The 26,032-nt window shown below is 63.7% G+C and carries 13 protein-coding genes and 2 pseudogenes; 5 read left to right on the top strand and 10 right to left on the bottom strand.

Annotation, left to right across the window (positions count from 1 at the left end; genetic code table 11):
* Positions 1 to 39 precede the first annotated feature (39 nt).
* The 9 genes from PSPTO_RS24255 to PSPTO_RS24215 all read right to left on the bottom strand — a co-directional run bounded on the left by PSPTO_RS24255 (position 40) and on the right by PSPTO_RS24215 (position 20,193).
* Positions 40 to 483, bottom strand: a complete 444-nt coding sequence (locus PSPTO_RS24255; RefSeq protein ID WP_005894402.1) for a PaaI family thioesterase — start codon at positions 481 to 483, stop codon at positions 40 to 42.
* On the bottom strand, positions 480 to 6,680 hold the full coding sequence (locus PSPTO_RS24250; protein ID WP_011105122.1) for a type I polyketide synthase: 6,201 nt from the start codon (positions 6,678 to 6,680) through the stop codon (positions 480 to 482). Before PSPTO_RS24250 ends, PSPTO_RS24255 begins: the two co-directional genes overlap by 4 nt.
* 5 nt (positions 6,681 to 6,685) lie before the next feature.
* On the bottom strand, positions 6,686 to 14,845 hold the full coding sequence (locus tag PSPTO_RS24245; RefSeq protein ID WP_011105121.1) for a type I polyketide synthase: 8,160 nt from the start codon (positions 14,843 to 14,845) through the stop codon (positions 6,686 to 6,688).
* Positions 14,733 to 16,151, bottom strand: a complete 1,419-nt coding sequence (locus PSPTO_RS24240; RefSeq protein ID WP_007252518.1) for an AMP-binding protein — start codon at positions 16,149 to 16,151, stop codon at positions 14,733 to 14,735. The genes PSPTO_RS24245 and PSPTO_RS24240 overlap by 113 nt, the downstream gene beginning before the upstream one ends.
* Positions 16,148 to 16,681: a coronafacic acid synthetase gene (locus tag PSPTO_RS24235; RefSeq protein ID WP_011105120.1), complete on the bottom strand. Its 534-nt coding sequence runs from the start codon at positions 16,679 to 16,681 to the stop codon at positions 16,148 to 16,150. The genes PSPTO_RS24240 and PSPTO_RS24235 overlap by 4 nt, the downstream gene beginning before the upstream one ends.
* Positions 16,678 to 17,787 (bottom strand): beta-ketoacyl-[acyl-carrier-protein] synthase family protein, encoded by a 1,110-nt coding sequence (locus PSPTO_RS24230; RefSeq protein WP_005894389.1) that lies wholly within the window; start codon positions 17,785 to 17,787, stop codon positions 16,678 to 16,680. Before PSPTO_RS24230 ends, PSPTO_RS24235 begins: the two co-directional genes overlap by 4 nt.
* A gap of 29 nt (positions 17,788 to 17,816) precedes the next feature.
* Entirely contained in the window at positions 17,817 to 18,314 is a 498-nt protein-coding gene (locus PSPTO_RS24225) for a 3-hydroxyacyl-ACP dehydratase FabZ family protein (RefSeq protein WP_011105118.1), read from the bottom strand.
* A gap of 11 nt (positions 18,315 to 18,325) precedes the next feature.
* Positions 18,326 to 18,577 (bottom strand): acyl carrier protein, encoded by a 252-nt coding sequence (locus PSPTO_RS24220; RefSeq protein ID WP_005894385.1) that lies wholly within the window; start codon positions 18,575 to 18,577, stop codon positions 18,326 to 18,328.
* Positions 18,578 to 18,663: 86 nt separating this feature from the next.
* The gene (locus PSPTO_RS24215; protein WP_005894383.1) at positions 18,664 to 20,193 is read right to left on the bottom strand and encodes a class I adenylate-forming enzyme family protein; all 1,530 of its coding nucleotides are present in this window, start codon (positions 20,191 to 20,193) and stop codon (positions 18,664 to 18,666) included.
* A gap of 759 nt (positions 20,194 to 20,952) precedes the next feature.
* Between PSPTO_RS24215 and PSPTO_RS24210 the strand changes: the two are divergent.
* Positions 20,953 to 21,463, top strand: a pseudogene (locus tag PSPTO_RS24210) (recombinase family protein).
* A pseudogene (locus PSPTO_RS24205) lies at positions 21,447 to 21,761 on the top strand (IS481 family transposase); the annotation flags it as partial. The pseudogenes PSPTO_RS24210 and PSPTO_RS24205, both read left to right, overlap by 17 nt.
* A 1,546-nt stretch (positions 21,762 to 23,307) precedes the next feature.
* On the opposite strand, the gene PSPTO_RS24200 reads toward PSPTO_RS24205, so the two are convergent.
* Positions 23,308 to 23,772, bottom strand: coding sequence for a helix-turn-helix domain-containing protein (locus PSPTO_RS24200; protein WP_005894372.1), 465 nt, complete (start codon positions 23,770 to 23,772; stop codon positions 23,308 to 23,310).
* A 199-nt stretch (positions 23,773 to 23,971) separates the two neighbouring features.
* Between PSPTO_RS24200 and PSPTO_RS30355 the strand changes: the two genes are divergently transcribed.
* Genes PSPTO_RS30355 through PSPTO_RS30555 form a run of 3 tightly spaced genes read left to right on the top strand, consistent with a single transcriptional unit; the run spans position 23,972 to position 25,541 of the window.
* On the top strand, positions 23,972 to 24,436 hold the full coding sequence (locus PSPTO_RS30355) for a hypothetical protein (RefSeq protein WP_005894370.1): 465 nt from the start codon (positions 23,972 to 23,974) through the stop codon (positions 24,434 to 24,436).
* Positions 24,437 to 24,493: 57 nt separating this feature from the next.
* The gene (locus tag PSPTO_RS24195) at positions 24,494 to 25,273 is read left to right on the top strand and encodes an SIR2 family NAD-dependent protein deacylase (protein ID WP_005894368.1); all 780 of its coding nucleotides are present in this window, start codon (positions 24,494 to 24,496) and stop codon (positions 25,271 to 25,273) included.
* A complete protein-coding gene (locus tag PSPTO_RS30555; RefSeq protein ID WP_310886738.1) occupies positions 25,215 to 25,541 on the top strand; it encodes a BPSL0761 family protein in 327 nt (108 codons plus the stop codon). The genes PSPTO_RS24195 and PSPTO_RS30555 overlap by 59 nt, the downstream gene beginning before the upstream one ends.
* The last annotated feature ends 491 nt before the right edge of the window (positions 25,542 to 26,032 follow it).

The following is a 26,032-nucleotide window of genomic DNA, read 5'->3' as shown; positions in this document are numbered from 1 at the left end:
CTGGTTTTTAGGTTGAGAATCGGTAAGGCCGATCTGGGGCTAGTCGAGAGGGAGGCCTCGTTCGGTCGCCCCCCTGGTGGCGACCACGATGCCGGAGGCCGTGGCGCAAGGCGTCCCTCGCGAGTTGGTCAGGACCGCGGAAACGAATGTCAGACCCGGTGCCTGGCGATCGAGCCGTGTCGTGATGTAGCAGGGGAGGTGACGTACCTGGCGCAGCAGCTTCACCGACAACTCGATGACGCCCGCAGGCGTGTGACCGAGGGCGGCATGACCGCCGAGACCAATGGCGGCCTCCAAGGCAGCGCAAAGCACGGCACCATTGATACCAGGCAGGGTCATGTCTCCGAAGGCGCCACCATGGGTCGGGCACGACTCTGCGATGGCTAGGCAGACCCTGTCGGCGCTCAGGGTAACGACGCTCAGGCCCAGGCTCTGGAAGAGTGGCGACCGATCCAGGATATATTGGAAGTTCTCCGAGGTCATGACGCCGCTCCGCTGTAGTCCGCCAGCACCAGGATGAGGTGCTGTGCGGTTTGCTGCACCTCATCGCTGAGCAGGGCGAAGTGCCGTCCAGACGTCTTCACCACCTGCGTCAGGCGTGGCCAAAGTTGCGGCCAGGTGTCGCTGGCGCCCGCTGCGGAGGCCTGCTCCGCCTGCAGCAGCAGGACCGGAGCCTCCAGCGGCAGGGGGCTCCAGCGGCCAAAGAGCTCCAGGTAATAGGCCATGGCGCTCAGGCCGTCGTCGTCGGTCGACCAGAAGTCGCTGCGGCTTTCCAACCAATCGCTCAGGACTTCCTTAAGGACCGCCGAACGCATGGCGGCCGGCGGGTAGGTGTCGATCAGGCAGAGGGCCGCGGGGTGGATGCCGCGCTGTTGCAGGAGCTCGGCGACTGCATAGGCGACCAGTCCGCCGGTGGAAAAGCCGAGCAGCGTGAAGGGGCGACCGGCAGCGCAGGCTTCGACGGCGTGCGCGAGCGCCACTGCAACAGCTTCGGCGGAGGCCGGCAACGGCCCGTTATCGTAGCCAGGCAGGGGCAAGGTGGCCATGTCATAGTGGCCTTTGAGTTCGCGGCCCAAGCGCTGATAGGTGAGATTGGCCCTTGCGGGCAGAAAGGAGTTCAGGCAGATGAGCAGTGGCCGGTCACGCTCTTGTCGCGACCAGCTGGGCGCGGGCGCGTGCCCTTCGGCGGCATCCGGGGCAAACGTCGGACGTTTGGCCGCGAATTGCGCCAATCGTTCCAGCCCCTGTGCCAGACGCCCCTGCCGCATAGCCTCGCGCAATTCTTCGAAAAGCATGCCCACTGTCGCGATGGTTGGCGCTGGGGCGCGCTCCGGTTGGTCTAGGCAGGCGCTCAGGTGGTCGGCCAAGGCGCTGGGGGTCGGATGGTCGAACACGGCCGTGGACGGCAAGCGGATGCCGGTGGTGGCCGCCAGCCAACTGCCCAACTCGACGGCCGTGAGGGAATCGAAACCTAGGACAAGGAACTCGGTATCCCCAGGTATCGCCGCTGGATCGGGATGCTCGAGCACCTCACCGACCCCTTGGGCAATCACCGCGAGCAGGCGTGTCCGCCGCTCGGTGGGAGCCAGTTTCGCCAACGCTTCGGGGCCTTGGCTTGCCGTCTGCCCGCTGCCTTCGGCGAGCAATTCGCGCAGCAGCGCCAGGGGGCCATGGCGGCGGAGTGCCGGCAGGTCCAGGCGTGCAGGAATCGCGAGGGGCGGCAGGGAGCCGGTCAGCGCCAGATCCACTTGGCTCAGGCCATCCTCCAGGGCGATGGGCAACTGACCTCGGTCGAGCAGTTCCTGGATACCCGCGGCGGCCATTCGTTCACCCATGGCCGAGCGCTCGGCCCACAGGCCCCAGGCCAGGGCCACTGCGGGCAAGCCCAAGTGGCGACGATGGTGGGCGAGGGCATCGAGGAAGGTGTTGGCTGCGGCGTAGTGGCTCTGGCCCGGCTGGGGCAGCAGGCCGGCTGCCGAGGAATAGAGAACGAAGGCAGCCAGGTTTCGATGGCGGGTCTGGAGGTGGAGTTGCCAGGCCGCGTCCAGTTTGGGCCTTACCACCGCTTCGAGCTGTGCGGGGGTGAGTTGCAACAGAGGCGCCGGCTCGATGACGCCAGCGACATGGAAGACGGCGGTCAGTGGATGCCGTGCGGGCAGGCCGTCCAGCAACTGCGCGAGGGCCTGCGGGTCGGCGACGTCGCAGGCGGCGACCGTGGTGGCGGTCCCCTGTTCGGCCAGCTCTTCCACCAAGGCGGTGGCCTCGGGCGCGGCGGCACCGCTACGACTCACCAAGAGCAGGTGACGTACGCCGTGCTTGGCGACCAGGTGACGCGCGAGGGCCCGACCCAAGGTGCCGGTGCCCCCGGTGATTAGCACGGTGCCCTCCGGATCGAGCGAGACGTCCGATCGTTGCTCGGTTGCCGGCTCCACGCCACTGGATCGGACCAGTCGCGGTGTCAACAGACGCCCCTGGCGCCATGCCAATTGCGGTTCGTCGCCCTTTGCGGCTGCCAAGGCGCGCGCGAAGTCACGCGGGGTAGCGTGTGCGGTATCCAGGTCCAGCAGCAGGATACGGCCGGGGTGTTCCTCCTGTGCGGTACGCACGAGTCCCCAGAGCGCCGCCTGGGACAGGTTGGGCACGTCTTCGTCATCGGCGGTGGCCACCGCCCGGCGGGTTGCCACCAGTAACGGATGCCTTGCCGTCCGCTCATCTTCCAGCCACTCGCGTAGCGTGGCCGCTAGGTCTTGCAGGGCGCGGTTCGCCGCGGCCGGCGTAGCCGGGGGTACTGGCGGTACAAGAACGAGCGCCGTGCCGGGTGGCGTCGTTGCCAAGGTGGTGATCGCGTCGGCCAGGTGCTGGTAGGCAGCGCTGACGCAATCGCTCGGCAGGTCGTCCTTGGCGCCCAGCCAGAGCGCTTCGTGCGGGTCAGCCACGTGGTCGGGCGATACCTCGCGCCACAGTACCCGGTAGCCGACGAGGCGGCGTGGTAGGACGCCTGTGCTGGCCGACTTCAGCACCATTGAGTCCAGGGTGACGACGGCCCGGCCTTGGTAGTCCGCGAGGCGCATACGGTAGTCGCGGGGCGCGGTCGGCGAGGTGGGCCGCGCCTTGAGTTGCAGCAGGCCACGTAGCTGCGTGGCACCGGCTTGGTACAGGCGCATGCCACTCATGGAGAATAGCAGGCGTGGTGCGGCGGCGGAAGACGCCGCACCCTCGACCAGCAGGCCCGATTGCAGGCCTGCGTCCAACAGCGTCGGGTGCAGGGTAAAAGTCGAGCCTGGCTCGCTATGGGCACGCTCCGCTTCTACGTAGATGCCTTCGGGGCTCTGCCAAGCGCGGACGATCCGCCGGAAGGAGCCTTCCAGTACCACGCCCTGTTCGGCCAGGCGCGCATAGAGGTCGGCGAAGGCCGTCGGCTCGGCGTGGGCTGGCGGCCAGACGGCGGTCTGCAGGTCAGGCCAGAGCGGTGGCTCGGTAGGGTCGGGCAACAGCTGGCAACTGGCAAAGTGCTGCCAGCCACCCGTGGCATCTGGCTCCGCCGGGCGATAGTAGGCCGCGACGTTACGTACACCCTGTGCGTCGGGTACGTCGAGGTAAATCTGGATATCGACCGCACCCTGCTCCGGCAAGGGCACCAGGCGTTGCAGTGTCAGGTCCTGGAGCCACGGACAGCCCAGCCGGTTGCCTATTGTCAGGATGCACTCTGCGGTCATGGCGCCGGCACCGTACGCCTGGCCACCGACGCGATGTTCCAGCAACCAAGGCTGGCGGGAACCATCCAGTTGCCCCCAGAACACCCAACCTTGGCCATCGGCACGTTCGAGCCCGTGCGCCAGCAGTGGATGCTCCAGAGCTAGCAGGCCTGGCATGTTGCCCGCGTGGCCGTTCGCGCAGGAGCGCGGCTGCAACCAATAGTGCCGGTGTTGGAAAGGATAGGTGGGCAAGGCCAAGGTGGGGGCGGGCGGCAGCAGGCGGCGCCAGTCCAGCGCGGCGCCGCGGGTGTATAGCTGGGCGAGCGCTGCGAACAGCGGGCGAGAATCGTCCTTGTCGCGACGCTGGGGGGCGATCCACTGCGCCGCCGTATCACCGTTGGGATGGTGGCTCGCGTTGGTCCGGCCGAGCGCCGTGAGGACAGCATCCGGCCCGATTTCCACGGCCGTGGTCAGGCGATGCTCCAGCAGCCAGCACAGCGCAGCGGCGAAGCGTACCGGTTGGCGGGCCTGGTCGGCCCAGTAATCGGGCGAGCGCGCCTGCTCGGCGGTCAGCGGCATACCGGTGACGGTCGAGACGATGGGCAGGGTGGGGGCGTGGAAGCTGAGCCCTGCCAGGGTTTGGCGCAGTTCTGCGAGGATGCCGTCGAGGTGCGGCGAGTGGAAGGCATGGCTGACCCGTAACATTTGGGTGCGATGCCCCCGTTGCTGCCAGTCCGCGGCCAGGCGCTCGACCGCACTGCGATCGCCGGAGATCACCACGGCCGTCGGCGCGTTCACGGCGGCGATGGCGACGCTCTGTTCGAGTCCGGCCAAGGTGGCCCTGACGTCCTGCTCGCTCGCTTCGATGGCGACCATCGCGCCCTCATGGGTGATGGCTTGCATGAGGCGGCCACGCACGGCGACAAAGTGTGCGGCATCGGCCAGCGCGAAGACGCCAGCGACATGGGCCGCGGCGATTTCGCCGATGGAATGGCCCAGCAGCACGTCGGGGACAATTCCGAAATGCCGCAGCATCCGGTACAGGGACACCTCAAAGGCAAACAAGGCTGGCTGGGTGAAGTCGGTGCGATCCAGAAGCGCGGCGCGGTCGCTGCCCTTGTCGGCGAACATGACGTTCTTGAGCGGCTGCGCCAGCAAGGGGTCGAGGGCGGCGCAGACCTCGTCCAGCGCTGCGGCGAACGGCGGACAGAGGCGGTACAGATTACGGCCCATGCTCGGCCATTGCGCGCCCTGGCCTGAAAACAGAAAGGCGGTCGTGCCGCTTGGCGAGCGCTTGCCTTGGATCAGGCCCGGGGCATGCCGGCCTTCGGCTAGCGCGCGGAGTTGCATCAGGGCGTCTTCGCGCTGGGTGGCCAGAATCACCGCGCGATGATCGAAGGCGCTGCGCTGCAGTGCCAGCGATGCATTGAGCGCGGCCAGGTCGGTTGTCGGGTTTTCGAGCAGGGCGATGGTCTGGCGCGCCTGGGCCCGCAAGCCTTTCGCACAGGCGGCCGACAGCGGGAAACTGATGGCTGGCAGCCCTTCCAGCTCGGCGACGGTCGGGTGACAGGCAACCTGCGTGGCCGGTGGCGCCTGTTCGAGGATCAGGTGGGCATTGGTGCCGGAGAAGCCGAACGACGACACTCCGGCCCGCCGGGGCCGGTCGGTCTCGGGCCAAGGACGCGCCCTGTCGAGCAGGCGCACGGTCTGCTCCGACCAATCGATCTTTCGGGAGGGCTCCTGGGCATGCAGGGTCTTGGGGAGCACGCTCTGGTTCAGCGCCATCACCATCTTGATGACGCTGGCGACGCCCGCCGCCAACTGGGTGTGCCCGATGTTGCTCTTGAGCGAGCCCAGCCAGAGTGGCCGCTCCGGCGGGCGTCCGCGCCCATAGGTGTTGATCAGCGCGCCTGCTTCGATGGGATCGCCCAGCGCGGTACCGGTACCGTGCGCCTCGACCACGTCGATGTCGAGCGAGCGTAACCGCGCATTCTGTAGCGCCAGTTGGATCACCTGCTCTTGGGCCGAGCCACTCGGCGCGGTCAGGCCGTTACTGGCGCCGTCCTGGTTGATTGCGGTGCCGCGGATCACCGCCAGCACCGGATGACCGGCGCGCTGGGCGTCGGCGAGCCGCTCCAACAGCAACACGCCGGCACCCTCGGCGAAGCAGGTGCCGTCGGCCTGTTCGGCGAAGGCCTTGCAGTAGCCATCGGCGGCCAAGCCGTTCTGCCTGGTGAATTCTGCGAAGACCTCAGGCGTGGCCATGACGGTCACCCCGCCGGCCAGCGCTAGCGAGCACTCGTGGCTGCGTAGCGACTGGACCGCTAGGTGGATGGCGGTAAGGGAAGCGGAGCAGGCGGTATCGACCGTTACCGCCGGGCCTCGCAGGCCGAGGACGAAGGCGATGCGTCCCGAGATGATACTGCTGAGTCCTCCCTGCAAGCGATAGCCGTCGGCAGCCGGGTTACGCCGTTGCAAGTCGGCGAGATAGCCGTTCTGAGTCGCGCCGAGAAACACGCCGGTGGCGCTGTTTTTGAGGGTGTCGGGCACGATGCCGGCCCGTTCCAGAACCTCCCAACAGACCTCCAGCAGGAGTCGCTGCTGGGGGTCCATCGCCAGGGCCTCACGGTCGGAAATGCGAAAGAAGGCGGCGTCGAAGCCGGCGACCTTGTCGAGAAAACCACCCCGCCAGCCGGCAACGCGTTCGCGGAGCGGCGAGTCTGCGGGGAACAGGCTGTCTAGCTGCCAGCCCCGGTCGCTCGGCAAGGCGTTGCTCAAGGCCTCTCCCGCTTCGACGAGGCGCCACAGCGCCTCCGGTGAAGCCAGGCCACCGGGCAACCGGCAGCCCATGGCGACGATGGCGATGGGTTCCTGGGCGGCGGCCTGCAGCTCGTGGTTCTGCCGCTTGAGCGTTTCGTTGGCCATCAGACTAGCCCGCAGGGCTTCGGTCAGCCGCTCGCTGTCGGTGTTCTTGGTCTCGGTCATGGCGCTTACTCCTGGGTTCGCAGGGCGAGGGCAACGAGCTCGTCCGCGCTCGCCGTCGCGAGGTCGGCGGCAAGGGGCGGCGCCTTGACAAAGGGATGCTGGGCAAGCTGCAGCAGAGGGGCGAGTAGATCGGCTTCCCGCAAGGCGCTCAGCGACAGGCTGGCGAGCAGCGCCCGCACCTTAGGCTCGTCTATCGCCGCGGTGTCCGCGTCGGGGGCGCCGCCGTCGGGGAACAAGGCGTCGTTCAGGTAGGCCGCCAAGGCGGCCGGTGTCGGCTGGTCGTAGGTAAGGGTCGCCGCTAGCCTTAACCCCGCGGCGGTAGCCAACCGGTTGCGCAGCTCGAGCGCCATCAGCGAATCGATGCCACTCTCCTTGAAGGTCGCCTCCGGTAGCACCTGGCCCGGATCGTCCAGGCCCAGGATAGCGGCGACCTGGGTCGCGATGACGGTCTGCAACTGCTTGGTTCGTGCTTGAGGATCAAGTCCAGCCAGTAGCTGGCGCAGGTCCTGCACCTTTGCCGGACCCTCGCTGCCCCGCGCGCCGGGGCTGCCCCCCCCCAGACGCTCGAACAGCGGGTGCAAGGTACCCGCCTGGGCATTCTTGCGTAGCGTCTGCGGATTGAGCGGTGCCGCGACGAAGAATGCCTGGGGCGCGGCGATTGCCGTGTCGAGCAGCGCGTGACCATGCTCGGGGGTGATGGGCGCAAAGCCCGTGCGGGCGATCCGAGCATTATCCGCCGCCGTGAGGCGGCTGGAGAGCCCGGTGACCGGCTGCCACCAGCCCCATGCCAGGGAGGTCGCCGGCAGCCCCTGGCGCTGCCGCGTCTGCGCCAGAGCATCGAGGAAGCGGTTGGCCGCGGCATAGTTGGCCTGGCCGGGACTGCCCAGTGTGCCGGCGCTGGAAGAGTAGAGGACGAACGCCGCCAGATCCAGCTGGCGGGTGCGCTCATGCAGCATCCAAGCGGCGTCCGCCTTAGGCACGAAGACCCGCTCCAGCTCCTCGGGGCCTAGGTTGGGCAGGGTGGCATCGGCTAGGATCCCGGCGGTATGGATGATGGCGGTCAGCGGGTGCTTGGCAGGCAGCGAGTTGAGCAAGCGTTCGACGGACTCGGGATCGGCTAGGTCGCAGGCTGCCAGCCGGACCTGGGCGCCCGCGGCCTCTAACTCCTGGCGCAGCGCCAGGGCGCCGTCCGCTTGGGGGCCACTGCGGCTGGCCAATACCAGATGCCGGGCTTGCCCGGTGACGACCAGATGGCGTGCCGCCAGGCTACCTAGGGTGCCGGTGCCGCCGGTGATCAGTACCGTGCCGTCCGGGTCCAGGGTGCGCGGCAGGGTCAGCACCACCTTGCCGGTGTGGCGCCCCTGTTGCATCCAGCGCAGGGCCTGGACAGCATCGCGCAGGTCGAAGGCTGTGACCGGCAGGGGCGTCAGTATCCGGTCGCACATCAAGCCGAGCAACTCGTCGAGCATACGCCCGGTGTCCTGTGGATCCTGGTCCGGTCGGTCTAGGTAATGATAGTGGCGTCCGGGATACTGAAGCGCGACCGCGGCGGGCTCGCGTACCTCGGTCTTGCCCAGTTCGATGAAGCGTCCGCCGCGACCGAGCAAGGCCAAGGAGACGCCGATCGCCTCGCCGGCCAGGGAGTTGAGCACCACATCCATCCCCGCTTCGCCAAGCAGGGCGCCGAAGCGGCCGGCGAAACTCAGATCCCGCGAAGTGGCGATATGATCCTGGGCGATGCCCAAGGCCTTCAGGATCGGCCATTTGTCCGGGTGGGCGGTGGCGAAGACCTCGGCGCCCAGATGCTTCGCCAACTGGATTGCCGCCTGGCCGACACCGCCTGCGGCCGCGTGGATCAGCACCTTGTCACCGGGGCGCACCTGGGCGAGCCGGACCAGGCTGTAGTAGGCGGTCAGGAACGCTACCGGGAAGCCGGCGGCCTGGGCGAAGGTCCAGTCGGCGGGCAGTTTGCGCGCCGTGCGCTGGTCGGCGACCAGCAGCGGGCCGAAGGCGCCTTCGCTCATTACCAGAACACGATCGCCGGGCCGCAGGTCGGTGACGCCCGTGCCGACTTCGGTGACGATACCTGCGGCTTCCGTCCCCAGTTTGTGTTGCGGCGGAATCAGCCCTAGGGCACAGACCACGTCGTAGAAGTTGACCCCGGCGGCGCGCACTGCCAAGCGTATCTGGCCGTTTTCCAATGGAGCATCGGCCTGGGGTTCCGGTTGCAACGCCAGGTCGTCGAGATTGCCTGCACGCGTGATCTCTAGCCGCCAGGCGCCACCGCCAAGCGGCGGGGTGAGAACGCTGTTCGGGCCGCTGCGGGTAAGGTGCGGAACCAGCAGCTGGCCGCGCCGCAGGGCCAACTGGCGCTGGTCGCTGGCCAGCACGGCCTGCAATGGTGCCGGATCGGCCAAGGGCCCCTCGGTGTCCAGCAGCAACAAGCGCCCCGGATTCTCGTTCTGCGCGCTGTGCAGCAAACCCCAGAGGGCAGCATGAGCCGGATCGACGGCTTCACCGGCGACCGTGGCGTTGGCCTTGCGGGTCACTACCAGCAGCCGGGTATCGGCCAGACGCTCTTCGGCTAGCCAGACCTGCAGTTGGGCGATCACCTCGACGCATAGCTGGCGGGTCGCCAGCGCGCTGTTCGCGCCCTGCACCTCGGGCAAGGGCCAGACCAGGACATCGGCTGGTGTGGTGCTGGACTCCAACGCTTGGCCGAGAGCCGTAAGAGAGGGATAGGTCGGCGCGCTGCTGAGCCCTGGCTCGGCAGTGCCTATCCGTACCCAGCGCGTCACGGCTCGCTGCACGCGCGGTCGTGCCGACAACTGACTCCAGGTGAGCCGCAGCAGGTCATGGGCGGGCTGGACACGGGCCAGATCTCGCAGGGTGTCACGGGAGGCCGGGCGCAGCTGGAGCGCGGCGATGTGCAGCAGGGCGTTACCCGTCTCGTCATAGGCGCTGACCGAATAGGTCTCGGCCTGAGTGCGCTGCAGCACTGCGCGGAGCTGGCGCGGGCGCTCCGCGGTCACGCTGACGCCTGAGAAGGCGAAGGGCAGCCGTAATGGCGCGGCGGCTTCTTCGTCAGCCAGTGCCAAGGGATGCAGGGCCGCATCCAGCAGGGCGGGGTGCAGGACGTGGGTGCCGCTGGGCAGGGTCTCGGGTAGTGTTACCTCGACGTAGGTCCGTTCGCCGTCCTGCCAGGCGGCGGTTAGCCCCCGGAAGGCCAGGCCGTACTCGTAGCCGGCCTCGCTGAGCCGTTGATAGAGCGCGGCGCTGTCCAAGGGGATGGCGGCCGTCGGTGGCCAAGCCTGGTCGAGCGGAATAAGTGTCTGGGGGGGCATCGGCACCAGCTGCGCACTGGCGTGCAGGGTCCAACCGGCGGTGGCATCGCCATGGCGTCGCGCATGCAGGCTGGCCTGGCGCAGGCCTTCGGCTTCCGCTCGGCTCACCGTGAGCAACAGGTCGATCTGCCCCTGCTGCTCCAGCACCAAGGGTGCCTGTAGCGTCAGCTCCAGCAACTGGGTGCAGTCGGTCTGGGCCGCAGCGAACAGCAGCATGTCCAGGTAGGCGGTCCCGGGCAGCAGTACCACGCCGGCCGCAGCGTGATCCGCCAGCCACGGATGGGCGCCGAGTCCGAGGGTGCCGGTCAGCAGCATGCCACCCTCGGGTAGATCCACGGCCGCGCTCAGCAGTGGGTGCTGGGTGGCTCGCTGGCCCGCACCGGTGACATCGGTCGGTCCTTGTCCGGTAAGCCAGAACGGCTTGTGATCGAACGGATAGGTGGGCAGTTCGACGATGCGTCCCTGGGGATACAGCGCCCGCCAGCTCAACGGGTGACCCTCAAGGTAGAGCTGCGAGAGGCCTGCCACAAGGCAATCGACCGCAGGCTTGTTGCGTTGCAGCGAACCGAGGCTGCTGGTCTGGTCGCCAATCGTTTCTTCCAGTGGTGGCAAGAGCACCGGATGGGGACTGCATTCAATGAAGGTGACGTCGCCTGCACTGCTCAGCGCCTGGACCGTGTCGGCGAAGCGCACTGGCAGGCAGAGGTTGTCGCACCAATAGCCCGCGCCCAGCTGGCGGCCATCCAGGGAGACGGCAGGATTGTGTCCGGCGACGGTGCTGTAGAAGGGGATCTGCGTCGCCTGGGGTCGCAGGTCGGCGAAGCGCGCCAGCAACTGGGGACGCAGGACTTCGATCTGTGGGGAGTGCCCCGCCACGTCGACCGCGACGCGCCTGGCTACGATGCGTTCTCGCTTGCAGGTTTCCAGGAGCCGCGCGATGGCATTGGTGGCGCCGGAGATCACCGTGCTGCTAGGACTGTTGAAGACCGCCAGCGTCAGCGAGGCGTCCACCCGCGCGGCCAGTTCGGCGGCCTGCTGCTCCGGCAGGACGACGGTAGCCATGGCGCCGGTGCCGGCCTGGGCCAGCATCAGTTGCGAGCGGATGGCCAGGATCTTGACCGCATCCTCCAGCTTCAGGGCCCCGGCGATATAGGCCGCGGCGATCTCGCCCTGCGAGTGACCAATCACCGCGTCCGGGGTGCAGCCCAGCGACTGCCAAAGGCGGGCGATGGCCACCATCACCGCGAACAGGGCGGGCTGGACCACGTCGATACGCTCAAGCGAAGGTGCACCTTCCTCGCCACGCAGCACCGCGACCAGCGACCAGTCGACATAGGGCTGCAGCGCGGTCTCGATCTGGTCGATGGTTTGGCGATAGACGGCGAAGGCGGCGTACAGCTCCATACCCATGCCGGCCCACTGGGAGCCCTGACCGGGAAAGATGAAGACCCGCTTGCGCGCCCGGACCTGCGCCGTGCCCTGGAGCAGGCACGGATGGTCCGTACCGCTCGCTAGCGCATGCAAGGCTTCCAAGAGTGCCTCGCGCGAGGTGCCGCGCAGAGCGGCGCGGAAGGGGAAGCCGCTGCGTGAGATGCCTAGGGTGTAGCCGATATCGTCCGGCGCCAGGTGCGCTTGCTCGAGCACATGGCCGTGCAGGCGTGCGGCAACATCGCGCAGGGCTTCGGTGCTCTTGGCTGCCAGCGGCCACAACGGAGCCTGGGTCTCGGGCACCTGGCAGGCGCTTGTAGCCGCGGGGGCGACGTATTCTTCGACAATCAGGTGCGCATTGGTGCCGGAGACCCCGAAAGAGGAAATCCCGGCGCGGCGCGGCCGGTCGGCTACGGTTGGCCAAGGGCGCCGTTCGCTGAGCAGCTCGATGGCACCGGTCGACCAATCCACCTCGGTGGAGGGCGCGGTGATGTGCAGGCTGCGGGGCAGGGTGCCTGTGCGCAGGGCCATCACCATCTTCATCAGGCTGGCGACCCCGGCGGCGGCCTGGGTATGGCCGGTGTTCGACTTGATCGAGCCCAGCAGCAGCGGCCGCTCCGCCGGGCGCTGGCCATAGGTGGCCAGCAGGGCATTGGCTTCGATGGGATCGCCGAGGCGGGTGCCCGTGCCGTGGGCATCGACGGCATCCACGTCCTCGGGCTGCAGACCCGCATTGGCTAGGGCGTGGCGAATGACCTGTTGTTGCGCGGTGCCATTGGGCGCGGTCAGGCCGTTGGAGGCGCCGTCCTGGTTGACGGCGCTGCCGCGGATGACGCCGAGGATCAAGCGCCCCTTGGCTTGCGCTTGGGAGAGGCGTTCGAGCACCAGCATGCCCACGCCTTCGCCCAGGCCAACGCCATCGGCCGACGCCGAGAAGGCCTTGCAGCGGCCGTCCGGGGCCAGAACCCGCTGCTGGGAAAAGTCGATCAGCACCCCGGGGGTCGGCATGACCGTGACCCCGCCGGCCAAGGCCAACTGGCAGTCGTTGCTACGCAGCGCTTCGCAGGCGGTATGGATGGCCACCAACGAGGACGAACAGGCGGTATCGATCGCCAGCGCCGGTCCCTGCAGGCCTAGGCAGTAGGACACCCGGCCCGCGGCTACGCAGGTGGCCGTGCCCATGTAGCCATAGCCGGTCACGTCCTCCGAGGCGTGCTGGATCTGGGTACCGTACTCCGTCCCCATGATGCCGGCGTAGACCCCGGTCAGGGAGCCGTGCAACGAGGCCGGGTCTATTCCAGCACGCTCTAGGGCCTCCCAGGAAACCTCCAGCAACAGGCGCTGCTGAGGTTCCAAAGTGAGGGCTTCACGCGGCGATATACCGAAGAAGGCTGGATCGAAGGCCGAGGCATCATGCAGAAAACCACTGGTGCGGGTGGATATCTTGCCGAACCGTCCGGGCTCGGAATCGTAGAGCTTGGTGGTGTCCCAACCGCGGTCGGTCGGGTACTCGCTGATCGCGTCCCGCTCTTGCATCAACAGCGTCCAGAGCGCTTCCGGGCTGTTGGCGCCACCCGGATAACGACAGCTCATGCCGATGATGGCGATGGGCTCGTCATGGTGCGCGCCCGTCACGATGGGTGCGGCCTGGCGCTGGCTCGGTGACTGCAGCCCAAGGACGCCGCGCAGATAGGTGACGACGGCGCGAGGGGTAGGATGGTCGTATACCAGAGTCACCGGCAGGCTGACGCCGACCGCGGCCGACACGGCCTGGGCAAATTCGACCACATGCAGCGAGGTGAAGCCGCAGTCGCGAAATGCCTGGGTCTCGCTGGCAAATGGCTGGCCGATCAGCGTTTCCATCTCCTGCGCCAGCAGCTTGAGCAGCAGCCGACACTGTTCAGGCTCACCGAGTTGGGCGAGGTTCGCCGCGGCGAGGGTATCGTCACCTGCCGTTGCGGCGGTGGGCGCCAGCTGCGCTGACATCGACCCTTCCGGCAGCAACCGCTCGATCACCTGCGACCAGTCCACCGGGGCGCCGTGCACGAAGGCATGGGCCATGGCCTGCAGCAGGCTTTCACGATCATCCTTGCGCTGGTCTAGGGTAGCCACGGCCCCGTCGACGACACCAGCGCCACGTAGGGCTTCGTCGATAAGCGAGGTGAGCACCGGATGCGGGCTCACTTCTATGAACAGGCGGTGCCCATCGGCAATCAACGCCTGCAGGCTATCCTGGAAGCGCACGGTTTCGCGGAGTACGCGGAACCAATAGTCCGCATCCAGATGCTCGCCGTTTTGCCGTCCGCCGCTGACCGAGGAATAGTAGGGAACCTGTCCGTCCATGACTTTGGCCGGGGCGCGCGACGTTACGGCGTCGCGTAGCTGCTCCACCTGCGGCCCATGACCCGCCACCTGACCACCAGGTACGCGCCAGGCCCAGAAGCCAGCGTCGGTGAGTCGCGCCTGCAAAGCATCGAGGGCCATCAGGGTGCCGCTCAACGTCACACTGCGCGGCGCGTTGATGGCCGCGACGCTGAGGCTTTCTTGGTCGTCCAGCAGGGGCTTGATGTCGTCCAGCGCTGCGGCTACCGACAGCATTCCGCCCTGGCCTTCGATGGCGGTGAGCGTCTCGCCCCAGAGCACTGTGAGCGCGGCACCGCTGGCCTCGTCCAGATAGCCGCCGACGTGGGCGGCGGCGGCCTCGCCCACGGAGTGACCGATCACGGCAGCGGGCTCGATCCCGAAGGCCCGCCAGGTTTCTGCCAAGCTACAGGCCAGCGCGAATTGCAGCGGTTGGATTCGCAGGAGGCGCTCGATTCCCTCGCCCTCGGCGAGGGCCCGTGCTGGATTCCAGCCAATACGCGCCTCTATGACATCGCCATGGCGGTGCAGGGCCTGCTGGTAGCTCGGCAGGGTCGCGCTCAGTCCGGTAGTCATCCGCGGCCATAGCGGTCCTTGGCCTGGAAACACCAGTACCGGCTGTCGCAACTGGTCGGCGCGGCCCAGCACCAGATGGCGCGAGGCTCGGCCGCGGGCCAGCATATCCAGCCCTTTGAGTAGGCTGGCTTGATCGGTGGCTAAGATGGCCGCGCGGTATTCGGCATGGTCGCGTGTCAGTTGCTGTCGGCAGAATACTTGCCATTCGGCGAAGGAGCGCGTCTCGTGCTCGGCGCGCAGACGTTGCGCGGTAGCGGCGAGTGCCGTGGGGCTTGCATCCGACAGAATCAGGGGCACGGTGAAGGTGGTCACGGGCAGACTCCTGCAGAAATATTGGAAACGATTAACGGCGGCCTTTTTGCCAGATGGCGTGCTGCGCGAAGGTGACGTCCAGTCGATCCGGTTGCTCAGCGCGCAACAGGATCCCGGCAAGTTGTTGCCGTAGCGCTTGTTCATTGAGATCGGGGTCCTGGCTCTGCACATCGAGGATCAGCGCTACCTCGTCGTTCGGCCCGGCGTTCGGCCGTACCCAAGCCTCGGCACTGACGATTCCGGGCAGGCTTTCGACGATTTCGCAAATCGAGCGGGGACAGAGCTTTTCCCCTCGGCGCATGACGAACGTCGGGTTACGCTGGCGGAAGAACAGATAGCCATCCGCATCGATATGGAAGTGATCACCGGTGGCGACCAGGCGCTTCTGGCCGCGCAGCGGCGGCAAGCGGTCCGTTTCACCGGCACGGATGCGCCGCTGCATGGCGGTGTCTGTGACCACCAACAACTCCCCTTCACTAGCACCCGGCGCTCCTCCCAGCTCGACCTCGACCTCCGGTAACGGCCGACCGACCGACGCGTGCCGTTCGGCGGGCTCGAGGTGCGCGGCCAGCGTCGCTACGCGTGGGCCGGCCTGGGTCAGGCCATAGGTCAGATAGAGCTCGAGGTCCGGGTTGCGGGCCAGCAGCCGCGGCACAAGATTGGCGGCCAAGGCGTCGCCACCGATCGTCAACCGGCGCAGTGAGGGCGGCAGCCCATCCAGGTCCGCCGCACACAACGCCGTAACCATCACGGGCGTCAAGGAAGAGAGGGTGATGCCAAGGTCCAGGAGCGTGCGGTGATAATGGATCGGAGTGAACGGCGGCGTAGCCAGGACCACCTCGTTGCCCAGGACATAGCTGCTGAGCAACTGCGCCACGAAGGCGAAAGAGTAGAATAGCGGCAGGTTGATCAACAGCCGATCGGCGGCGCTTTGGCCAATGGAGGCGGCATGTCGCCTAGCGTTGAGCAGTAGCGCCGCGCTGTCGAACACACAGCCGCTGAAGATGCCGGAAGTCCCAGAGGTGAGCAGCACCACTTCGCCTGGTTCGTAGGGCAGGGTGACGATGTCCTTCAGTCTGGCCCATTGCAGTTCGCTCGATAGCCGTCCGGCCTCCCGCGCGTCGAGCGCCTTGATGGCGGCGCCGCAGGGCAGGATCAACAGGTCGGCGCCTAGTAGTTTGGCGAAGCGGCGAATACGTCCAGGCGGTGCTGCGTAGGGCAAGGGGGTCGGTACCGCACCCAGCAGCAGCAGCGCAAACAGCAAGGCCACGAAGTGGGTCCCGTTGGGCAGCGCCACCAGCACCGCGCGTCCGGGCTTGACCCCGAGGCGCTGCAAGCCCTCGCACAGGGTGGCGAATCCCTCAAAAGGCTCGCGTCCGCTGCCCGCTTCCATAGGCAGTACCCGCTCGAAGAGCGCCTGGACGCCTTGGGTGTCGACAACCACATTCATGGGCTCACCTGCTCGGTCTGCAGTTGCAGCAAGGTGCAGCGCACTCGATGCTGTGCGCCGTCCGTGTCGTGGGCACTCACCAATACGTAACTGGCAGCGCCGCTATCGAGCCAGTCCCGGGCGAGTAGGGCGGCCGGCCTCAGGCCGCCCTGGGGGGGCATGGACAGGACCAGGCTGGGACCGCTAAAACGCAGCAGTTGGCCTGGCAGGCTGCAGACCAGTCCCGGACAGGCACCGGAAAAACGTAGCGGCGACAGGCGATTCCTACCCAGATCGCGGGCGATATGCTGCATGGTGTGCAGGGTGCAGACGTCGCTCACGACAATGTGCCCCACCGTCTGGCCGGCGGCCAGCACCGCATCGCGGCAGTTGTCCAGGACGTAATCCACGGCCTCGAACACCAGCCAGGAGAGTGGATCGGCATAGGCGGAGGCTTTTTGCGCCGCGCCTCCCTCCGAGCCAAGGGCGGCCACTGACTCCGCTTGACCAAGGGCGTTTAGATGGTAGACGCTCCAATCGAGGTCGGTCATCGCATCGCCTCTCGTGCACGTTGAAAGACTAGGCAGGTATCGAAGCCACCGAAGCCTAGGGTCACGCTGATGCCGACCTCGGCGGGACAGGCAAGCGCCGTCCGCATGGCCAAGGGCAGCGCTATCCCTGTCAGGGGATTTTCCAGGCCGACGATTGGCGGTACCTGCTGGTTACCTAGCGCCAGCAGGAGACTGATAGCCTCCAGCGCGCCGGTAGCCCCGAGCGTATGCCCGAAGGCGCCCTTGGTGCCGAACAGCAGTGGAAGGCGTGGCGAGCTGGCGAATAGATCGCTGTAGGTTTTGGTTTCGACCTCGTCGTTGAGCCGCGTGCCGGTACCGTGGGTACTGATGCAACCGACTTCGTGGGCGGTAAGGCCCGCGTCGCAAAGAGCGCGTCGTACTGCCAAGGCCAGACAGTCGCCCGACAGGTCCGGCGCGACCGCGCTCACGGCGTCGTTGGCCGAGCCAGCCCCGGCGAGGATGCCGTAGGGCCGCGCGCCCCTGGCCAGTGCGGCGGCCCGCGTTTCCAGCACCAGAAAACCCGCGCCTTCGCCCAGTACGGTCCCGCTGTGCGCGCGATCGAAGGCACGCAGACCGTCCGCCGACAGCGTACCCAGTTGCGAATGCCCGAGCCGCTTGGCCGGGGTGAGGATGTCAGCACCGCCGCACAGGCAAGTATCGGTGAAGCCCCTGCGAATCAGGCTCAACCCCAGCAACAGCGCATCGGCCCCTGCCGAGCAGGCCGTGCTAACGGTGATCGGCGCGTGCTGGCAGCCTGCCTCTCGCGCCGCCTCCACCGCCCAGCGGGAGAGCGATTCGGTCTCCGGCACGTCCAGATGGTGCCCATAACTGGTGGCCAGGACCGGCACCACTTCCTCGGTAGCTTTCGCCAGTCCAGCGTCCTGCAACGCCCGGCGCAGGGTCGCCACCGTCAACCGGTGCTGACGCTCCGGCAGCGGCAGGGCTGGGTCTAGGTCGGGCAATGGCGAAGCCAAGGGACTGCGCAGCGCAACAGGGAAGTCAACCGAGCGGATGCCCGAACGTCCGGCGAGCAGGCTTTGCCAGACGACTTCCAGATCGTCGCCCAAAGCGGTTGACCAAGCCATCCCCGTGACCCATACCTCCACGGGGCGGCTCACCATAGGTGCTCTCCCAAGTCGGCGAGCGACTTGCGGACCAGCGAACCCTTGAGCATCCCGACACTGCGACCGTCCACCGTCGCTCGGCAACTGAAAGTGAAGAAATCCGGCCTCAGGCTTTCGCAATCGAGCTGGAAGATCACCAGGTCGCCCGGTACCACGGGGCGGGTGAAGCGCGATTTGATCGAGCCGACCAGCGTCATCTCATCGCCCGCCAGGCGCGAGGTCGATAGCTGGAACAGTATGATCGCCGACTGAGAAATGGCCTGCATCAGGTGGCTCGCCGGGTAGATCGCCCGTTCCGGGAAGTGGCCGGCGAGCGCGTCGGTCTGCCCCGATACCGCCATCAGCGTCTTGATCTGGACGCCTGGCTCGTAGTCGAGCACACGATCCAGGTACACCATTGGATGGCGATGGCGCAGCCAGGTCTTGAGTTCGGTGAAGCCCATAGTGCGTTGTGCACGGGGCTGCTTATCGCTCTCGGGAAGGCTCATGGCGATAGCCCTCACTTGGCCTGCAGGGCGGTCAGCAACTGGGCCAGCGTGTGGACCGAGTCGAAGTGCTTCGGATTGAAGTCCTCGTCCTCGATTTTGACGCCGAAGGCGTATTCGCACTGGGCCCGCAATTCGCTGAACCCGAGTGAATCCAGCCCCAGGGCGTTGCGTAGGTTGGCGTTGAGGTCGATATCCGCGCGGGGCGTGCTGATGAACAGGTCATCGACCAGAATGTCGACGATGGTTTTTTCGATCTCGTTCACGTTGAGAGCTCCAGTGGTGGGCAAAGGGTTGGTATCGGGGCCGGCTGTAGAGCCGGTCCCGCAGGCAACGCGCGTCACTGACGGGGCTAGGTCGATGGGGCGGCGCCGAGGATCTCTCGGTAGTCGCTTGCCAATTGTTTACGGCTCACCTTCCCCGCGGAGGACAGCGGAATACGTTCGACGAACAGGTATTGGCGGGGGTGCTTGTATTCTGCGATCAACGCCTTCAAGTGCTGCTTCAGCTGTTGCGTGGGAAGCTCCCGCCCACTGGTAGTACGCAACAGAGCGACTGGGCGCTCGCCGATGGTGGCATCAGGAACACCGAACACCACGGCTTCGGCGATGTCGGGCAGCTTGAGCAGCTCCTGCTCGACTTCCACGGGGGAGATGGAGTAAGCGTCGCATTTCAGCATGTCCTTTTCCCGACCGATGATGAGATAACCGCCATCGTCCTGGCGCTGCACCAGGTCGCCCGTAGCTATCCAGCGCGCAGCAGGCAGGCGATCTGCATCCTGGCCGTTCCACAGTCCCGGGGTATTGGCTGGCGAGCGAATCAACAGCTCGCCGTTCTCCGTCTGCTGCAGCGCGACGCCAGGCAGCGGCCAGCCGATCGATGACTGCTCGGTGGCGGCTACATCGGGTTGGCAGAAGATCGGGCCAGACTCCGTCGTACCGTAGGAACCACGCAACGTGCCGCCCCATAGGTTGTGCCAACGCCTACCCAGCTTCGGAGGGCAGGGGTCACCGCCGCTGACGCTATAGGTGCTCGTCAGAGAGGGAAGGGGGGTGGCTGCCGATGCCTCGCCTGCAGCGAGCAGATTATTGAAGTGCGAGGGAGCGCCTTTGAGAAAACTCAGCGGCAGTCGTTGTAGTAGCGCCAGGGTCGTCTCCGCCGTAAGTACGGGTAGCAACACGACGGCCCGCCCCAGACGGTGCGCGGCCAGGATCATCAGGATGCTCCAAGGCACGATCGCATCCATCATCGAATGGACGGCCCCCGTGTCGAGGGCACCTTGGGCCGTGCGGGGTGGCATCATAGCCTTCATCAGATCGACGGCCTGCGCCAGGGTCGCTTGGGAATGCACGATACCCTTAGTTAGTCCTGTGGTGCCGGACGTATAGAAAATCGCCGCGAGCGAATCCGCGTGGCTAGGCGGCCGCTTACTTGGCGACGAGACGAGCAGATCGGACCAGGGCAGATACTGCTCCTCCTTGAGCGCTTCCTCGCCCGCGACGATCCAGGCCCGTTCCACCGTGGCACTACCCGCGATCACAGCGGCGTAACGGCTGTAGGTCTCCTGGTCGCCGATGTAGTAGCGGGCGCCGCTGTGGTGGAGCAGATGCTCAATTTCGCCGGTGACGAGGCGCCGATTGATAGGCACTGTCACTGCGCCGATTTCCAGGCAGGCATAGTACAACGCCACCAGTTCCAGCCGATTACCTAGGTGAATAGCCACGCGATCGCCCGGCTGCAGGCCCGCTTGCAACAGCCCAGCGGAGACTTTGTCGGCCAGTTGTGCCAGCTCTGTGAAGGAAACCGCGCGCTGATCTTCCACTACGGCCGTGGTATCCGGCTGCTGGGCGACGACGCTGCGGAACTCAGAAATCAGACTCATGCTAGATCACCTTTTTTTGCACCTGCGTGCAGATCGGAAAATACGAGGCGTGTTGTGAAGCTGCGTCCCTAAGCAGGACCGGATTCAAGGGCCTCCGTACGGGAGGCCGTCTTACAGACGTACCGGTCCGCTAATGCTTGGTTTTGGGAGGGCCCACAGTCGCGAGCAGCGCATGGTGTCGGAGCATAAAGCGCTGCTGCGGAAGCGTCGGCTTCATTGATGCTGCCCGGTCAAGGAGCAGAGGCGGACAAGTCTGAAGCCCCATTGGGAAGGGGGAGTGGATTAAGTCCGCTTGGCGTAAGGCACCTGCAAAGCCGTTTTCTAGAACGGTTCTGTAACGCTGAATGACTGATCGCAATGAGGGTAACCTTCGCCAAAGTATTATCATCGGGACGCAAACCATCTGCTCGTTCAGGGAGATAGCCCACGCTCAACCACGAACCTACGTTAAAGGCATAATGGGCTAACGCCCATCGTCCATTTTGACCAAAAGCTCCCTAGGCGTAACGACCTGCAATCTGAATGGCCTCGACCTGCAATCATCGCGTTTTTCGACCGGGATTGATTGCGTCTATCCGATCCGGCAAACCGGGATTATTTGCGAATGAACCTGCACTCATCTGGTTAGACCTGCTAGCGACCGGCATGAACCAGAATTAGTTGCGAGTGACCACTCGCCTTCTAGAGCTTAAAGAGACAAATTTGACGATGGCCGTTTACGGATACACTCGTGTTTCCACAAGCGATTAAGATTTCGTTCTGCAAGAAAAACTTTGCGTGAAGCGGGTTATGATGTCGCGCGCGCCGAGAAAAAAGGCGGGGCTAGCCGGGTTGGTCGGACGGATTTGAAAACACTGCTCGATTTTCTACGCCTTGGCGATACGTCAGTGGTGACGCGTGTTGATCGTCTCGCGCGGAGCATCAAGGATCTTCAAGACATCGTTTATACATTCAAAGAACGTGGGGTTAGTCTCAAGAGGACGGAGCAACCAATCGATACGCAGAGCGCAGCCGGAAAAGCATTTTTGAACATGCTGGGCATGTTTGCTGATTTTGAAACTCACCTGCGACGCGATCGGCAGCTGGAAGGAATTGCTGACGCTAAAGCTCGTGGTGTTTTTACCGGGGCCGCAAACCGTCGATTGACCCGCTGTAAGTTCAGCGCTTATGGACCGAAGAAAATCTAGGTGCCACAGAAATTGCTCGAAAGCTCGGCGTTGGTCGTGCTTCAGAGTATCGAGCTCTAGCTCAAAATGGACGCCAAACGTAGTTCCATTCCTGTTGACTCGTTGCTGCAATTACGACAACGGCTTGACCGCTTACCGAAGAAAAGCCCGGAGCGGGCTACACAAGTGGCCGCGATAGCTGAGTTGTATGGCGTGTCCCCCAGCGCCGTGTACCGGGCGCTGAACCTCATTTATAAACCCCATGCGGTCCAGCGTGCCGATCGCGGTAAGTCGCGTGTATTGCAGCAGGCCCAGCTGGAACGCTAATGCGAGCTGATCGCTGCGCTCAAACTACGTACCACGAACAAGCAAGGGCGTCACCTTTCCACTCTGTTGGAAGATTAAGGAGTGGAAACTGAGCAAGGCTTGGTCAGGGCACCTGACCGGCGAGAAACCTGTCTCAGCTGAGTTGGTGGAGTCCGTGCTGTCGCGGCAACTGGATGATTTGGAGCCTACCCTGACGCGCCATGGCTGTCGCATCAAGGATCTGGTCGAGCGGTTCTGTGCGGGGGGGCGGCAGGTAACTGCTGTTCCTACCGCGACCGACCCGGTTCGATCGGCTGCCAGTGCGCCCATCATGTGGCGAAAGACAGGGTTGTTGATACCGCCCGACCCAAGCACGTCGCAGTCGATGCGCTGGAGCAGCACCGCGAGATTCTGCGGGGCCACCATCTCGAATGGCCTCTTCCAGGCTTCCCACGTTGCGGTTGCAGAGGGATGGCGAGACACCCATTGGTTCAGGGCATTCAAGGTTGAAGGCGGCAGATCAACTTCTGCTGCCATAGAAGGGATTCGATCAATACCTGACCTTCTAGCACACCTCTTTGTAATGAGCACCGTGGATAGGATCTCGAAGGGCTTGATCCCACGCGACGAAATCAGCGCTTGAGATGTTCTTGAAGATTCCAAAGCACTGTTTGATCGCCATTCCAACTATCGAGAAAGCCAACCTAGGTTCGAGACCATTTATTCCATGCTCCAGTGCCGGGCTCTAAGTCGAACGCAGCCGGAAGGAATGCCCAGGGTAGACATTCTCCTGATGCGACTCGTCCGGGAAATGACGACGCTGAATCCCCAGAACACTGCCGATACCGAAATTTAAGCAAAGGTAAAGCAAGCAGCGGTGATCGCATTGGGCCTCTCGCGCCGGTAATCCGTGCATTCCAGTCGAAGACGCCATCCCTGAGCCACGCCTTAATATCTCCACCCCAAGGCAAGAGGACGACCTGGTGTGCAGATGGGATGGGCTTGGCATACACGGTCACCAAGACGGCTAGCTTAAATACCAGATCAAGCATACCCGCCCACACTAGAAGCACTTTTAGCTCCTGATCCGCACCAGCCTGACACGACACCCCATCGAAGCACAGATTTCCCTGCCTTTGCGCAGAAGCGAGCCATAGATCTCGCCGTCTTGGTCGCCTGGATATATCTGCAGAAACCCCTCGCCATTCCTGAAGTACTTTTCGCTTATACGTCGCTCGATATCGTCCATGCCGCCCCCGTTCCCTTGATGAATGGTGGCGCACATAAAAGCCTCCAATGGTTATATGCCACAACCCATTTACATCGTGCTACCCGCAAAAAACAACCTACTCGGTCGTCGGCGAAAACAGCCACTAATTAACCTTGAACCAAACCGTGACATTTCTCAGCTCCACCGTATGCGCTTGCCGAACTCACCCTCTGACCTCCAGCGCTTAGGGCGCTTGATTTTCGGTTTAGCGATATGGACGATTCATAAACGATGAATTTATGTAACCGTCCGTCCGGGCCATCTTCGAACCTCGCTCGGGCGGGGGATCAAGCGTCGGGTTGGCTGATGAGGGTGGCCGTCACAACCGAGTTTGAGCGTCGCTTAGCTGACCTCTCAAGCGGTTTTGCTGAGTCACTCCTTGTCAGCTTTCAGCCAATACCGATCAACTGTGCTGAGTCCAACGCCAAGTCTCCGAGCGACTTCTGTTTTCGTAGATCCCTCTGCCTTCAAGGCTTGAATAGACTTTCGGGTGATCTCAGCGCGCTTGCCGCGAACCCCCTCATGCACTTTTGTGTCGGCAGTGTTGCGCAGTCTCTCAGCATCAACGTGTGCTCTTATTTGGTGGTCCTGCCTTGTCCGGTAGTCCTCCAAGCTCAAAGCGGCTAAGCGTGCTTCTGCTGCAAAAAGCACCAAGCTTGGTGTTATGCCCAGACAGTCACAGATTGAGTGAAGCTTCTCAATAGAAATGCTTCGCTGGCCTCGTTCGACGCCGGCAAGGTATTCGCGACTAAGAGCTGCCGAACAATCCTCCCTACGTAATCCTGCTGCCACTCGAATTTCTCTTAACACCTGTCCAAGGGCTTCCCGATATTCCATGAATAATCCGTGGCCTTAAAAGAAACTATAAGGCCACGCTTTGACACCCATCATCGTGTACCTATAAGATTACGAAGTGGTGATGTTGTGAGATTTAGGCTTCTTTTTTGATCGCACGAGACCGTCCACTGCTCATGGTGCAATTCCCCAACTCAAGTGGTTTAACGTGCTTGGCTAGCGACACACAATGGTGTAACCAGTGATATACGTGCTTGACCCCGTCACCAAAGACGTCGATGCAAGGTCGCACTGCGAAGTTGAAGGCCTATGTTTCTTAGCAACAATTACGTGCATCCAGACAGGGAAGCGAGACAGAGCTGCAATCGTTCGTTGCGCCTATGAGCTTCAGGCGTACCTCCTCAACGCTGAAGACGTTGTGATCGAAGGAGTCCAGATGCTATGCCCGCCGGCTTTGACCGGTAGAAGCGTCTGGAGTCTGGAGGAACTGGTAGAGATCATCTTCTTCAATGGCGTGGATATTGATGAATCCGCAGTGATTTATCGGACATCAGGAGGGACATACAAACTAGGTGATCTCGATCTTCGTAGAAAGAAAACATCGCGCGCTTGGTTCTCCGAGGCACAGGTTCGCTCCCGTTTGCCCCGAACCTCTGATCGTGCGATCGAGCTGAGCGAGCAACGTCTTTATTCCGCGAGGCGATAAGGCGAATTTTTGAGTCGCTTTATCCGAGGCGAGCTGCTGATAACAACGAGGAATCCGATGGCGGTTTTGAGACTACCTGCAGAGGCGTTGAAGGATGCCAGAAAAATTGTCTGCTTCTCTGGTGCAGGGATTTCTGCTGAGAGCGGCATTCTGACGTACCTAGACCAGATGCCTAAGTTGTGGGCACCTTATGACCCTCGTGCGCTTGAAACAGCCAACGCCTTCCGCGAAAGCCCAGCATTGGTTTGGGGCTGGTACCTATGGCGACGGCGCCAGGTAGACCGCGCCCAACCCAACGCAGCACATTTAGTGTGGCCTCAAATGGTTAATCTTGGCTACGAGGTTTCTGTCGTCACTCAAAACGTTGATGACCTTCATGAACGAGCCGGGTCTACAGATGTGATTCATCTCCATGGCAGTCTTACGATGCCCAAGTGTTTCGCTTGCCATCGACCAGCCGAGCTGACATCTGATCAGATGGAAATACCGGATGAAGGAGCGCTCGTCGAACCTCCCCGCTGTAAAAGGTGTCGAGGCAAGTTGCGTCCTGGCGTTGTCTGGTATGGAGAGGATCTGCCACCGGGCACATGGAAGAATGCAGTTTCACTCGTGAAGAACTGCGATGCTCTGATATCTGTGGGTACCTCTGGAGTAGTTACTCCGGCTGCTGATCTCCCCCACATTGCACTGGCGTCGGGAGCAACGGTTATTCATGTCAATACTGTTGATGTCGGAGCGCAAGCGGCTAATGAACTCATGCTCGTAGGTCGGGCTACCGATGTGCTCGCGAAGATTCACGAGTCTCTGTCGACCGGGAAGAACAATGACAATGGTTGATGAGCGAACCCGTAGCGTTGTTCAGGCGGGCGAGTTTCTGGCTGAAATAGTTAAAGACACTGCGTTGCCAGACTTCATCCGTAATGAGGCCAAAAGGCTGTTACGTCATTACCCCAGTGCACACGAAGTCTGGCTGGCCGGGCGTCTCGAGCTGTTAAGGCAAAATGAAATCCTTCAACTCTCTACTACGCCCGTGCCTTTGCCAGCAGTCCTCCTAACCTGGCCACTCTGCGAACCGTTTTTTTGCGATTCTCAGGACAAAATGTGACCGTCAGCCGTGCCGGTGTCGACCTGATGCGATGGGGATTGAGAAGCCTAAACCCACAGGTGGCCATCACATGACGAAGCGTTACGGCTCGATGTATGGGGAAGTCTCTTAGTCTCTTTTTGAGCACATACCCGCGTTGATTAAGATGCAGGCTTGGTGGGGGTAAGGTTGTGAGTCAGAGCTCATTTCCCATTTTATGACGATGTTGGAGCTGTCCTATCTCATGCCTGCCATGAGGAAGTGTCAATCCTGTCACGCCTACCCGGGAAGTCGCGCTGGATCGAGTGTCAATCAAGCGGTATTTCAGTCTAGTTACTGTCAATAAAGCGTATATGGATTGACGGTCAACCAGTGTCACGAGCATCTCTCATGGAGTATATATTTTACTGGTTCTGGAGCCTGTCAATCTTCAGAGCACTCACGTGGTACTAATCATTACTGGCCGGATGACCCGTTGGTGGCGGAGGCGACGGCGCGGGTGAAGCCGAGGG

This window comes from Pseudomonas syringae pv. tomato str. DC3000 (assembly GCF_000007805.1).
Taxonomy (GTDB): Bacteria; Pseudomonadota; Gammaproteobacteria; order Pseudomonadales; family Pseudomonadaceae; genus Aquipseudomonas; species Aquipseudomonas avellanae.
This window is presented reverse-complemented; position numbering and strand designations above follow the sequence as displayed.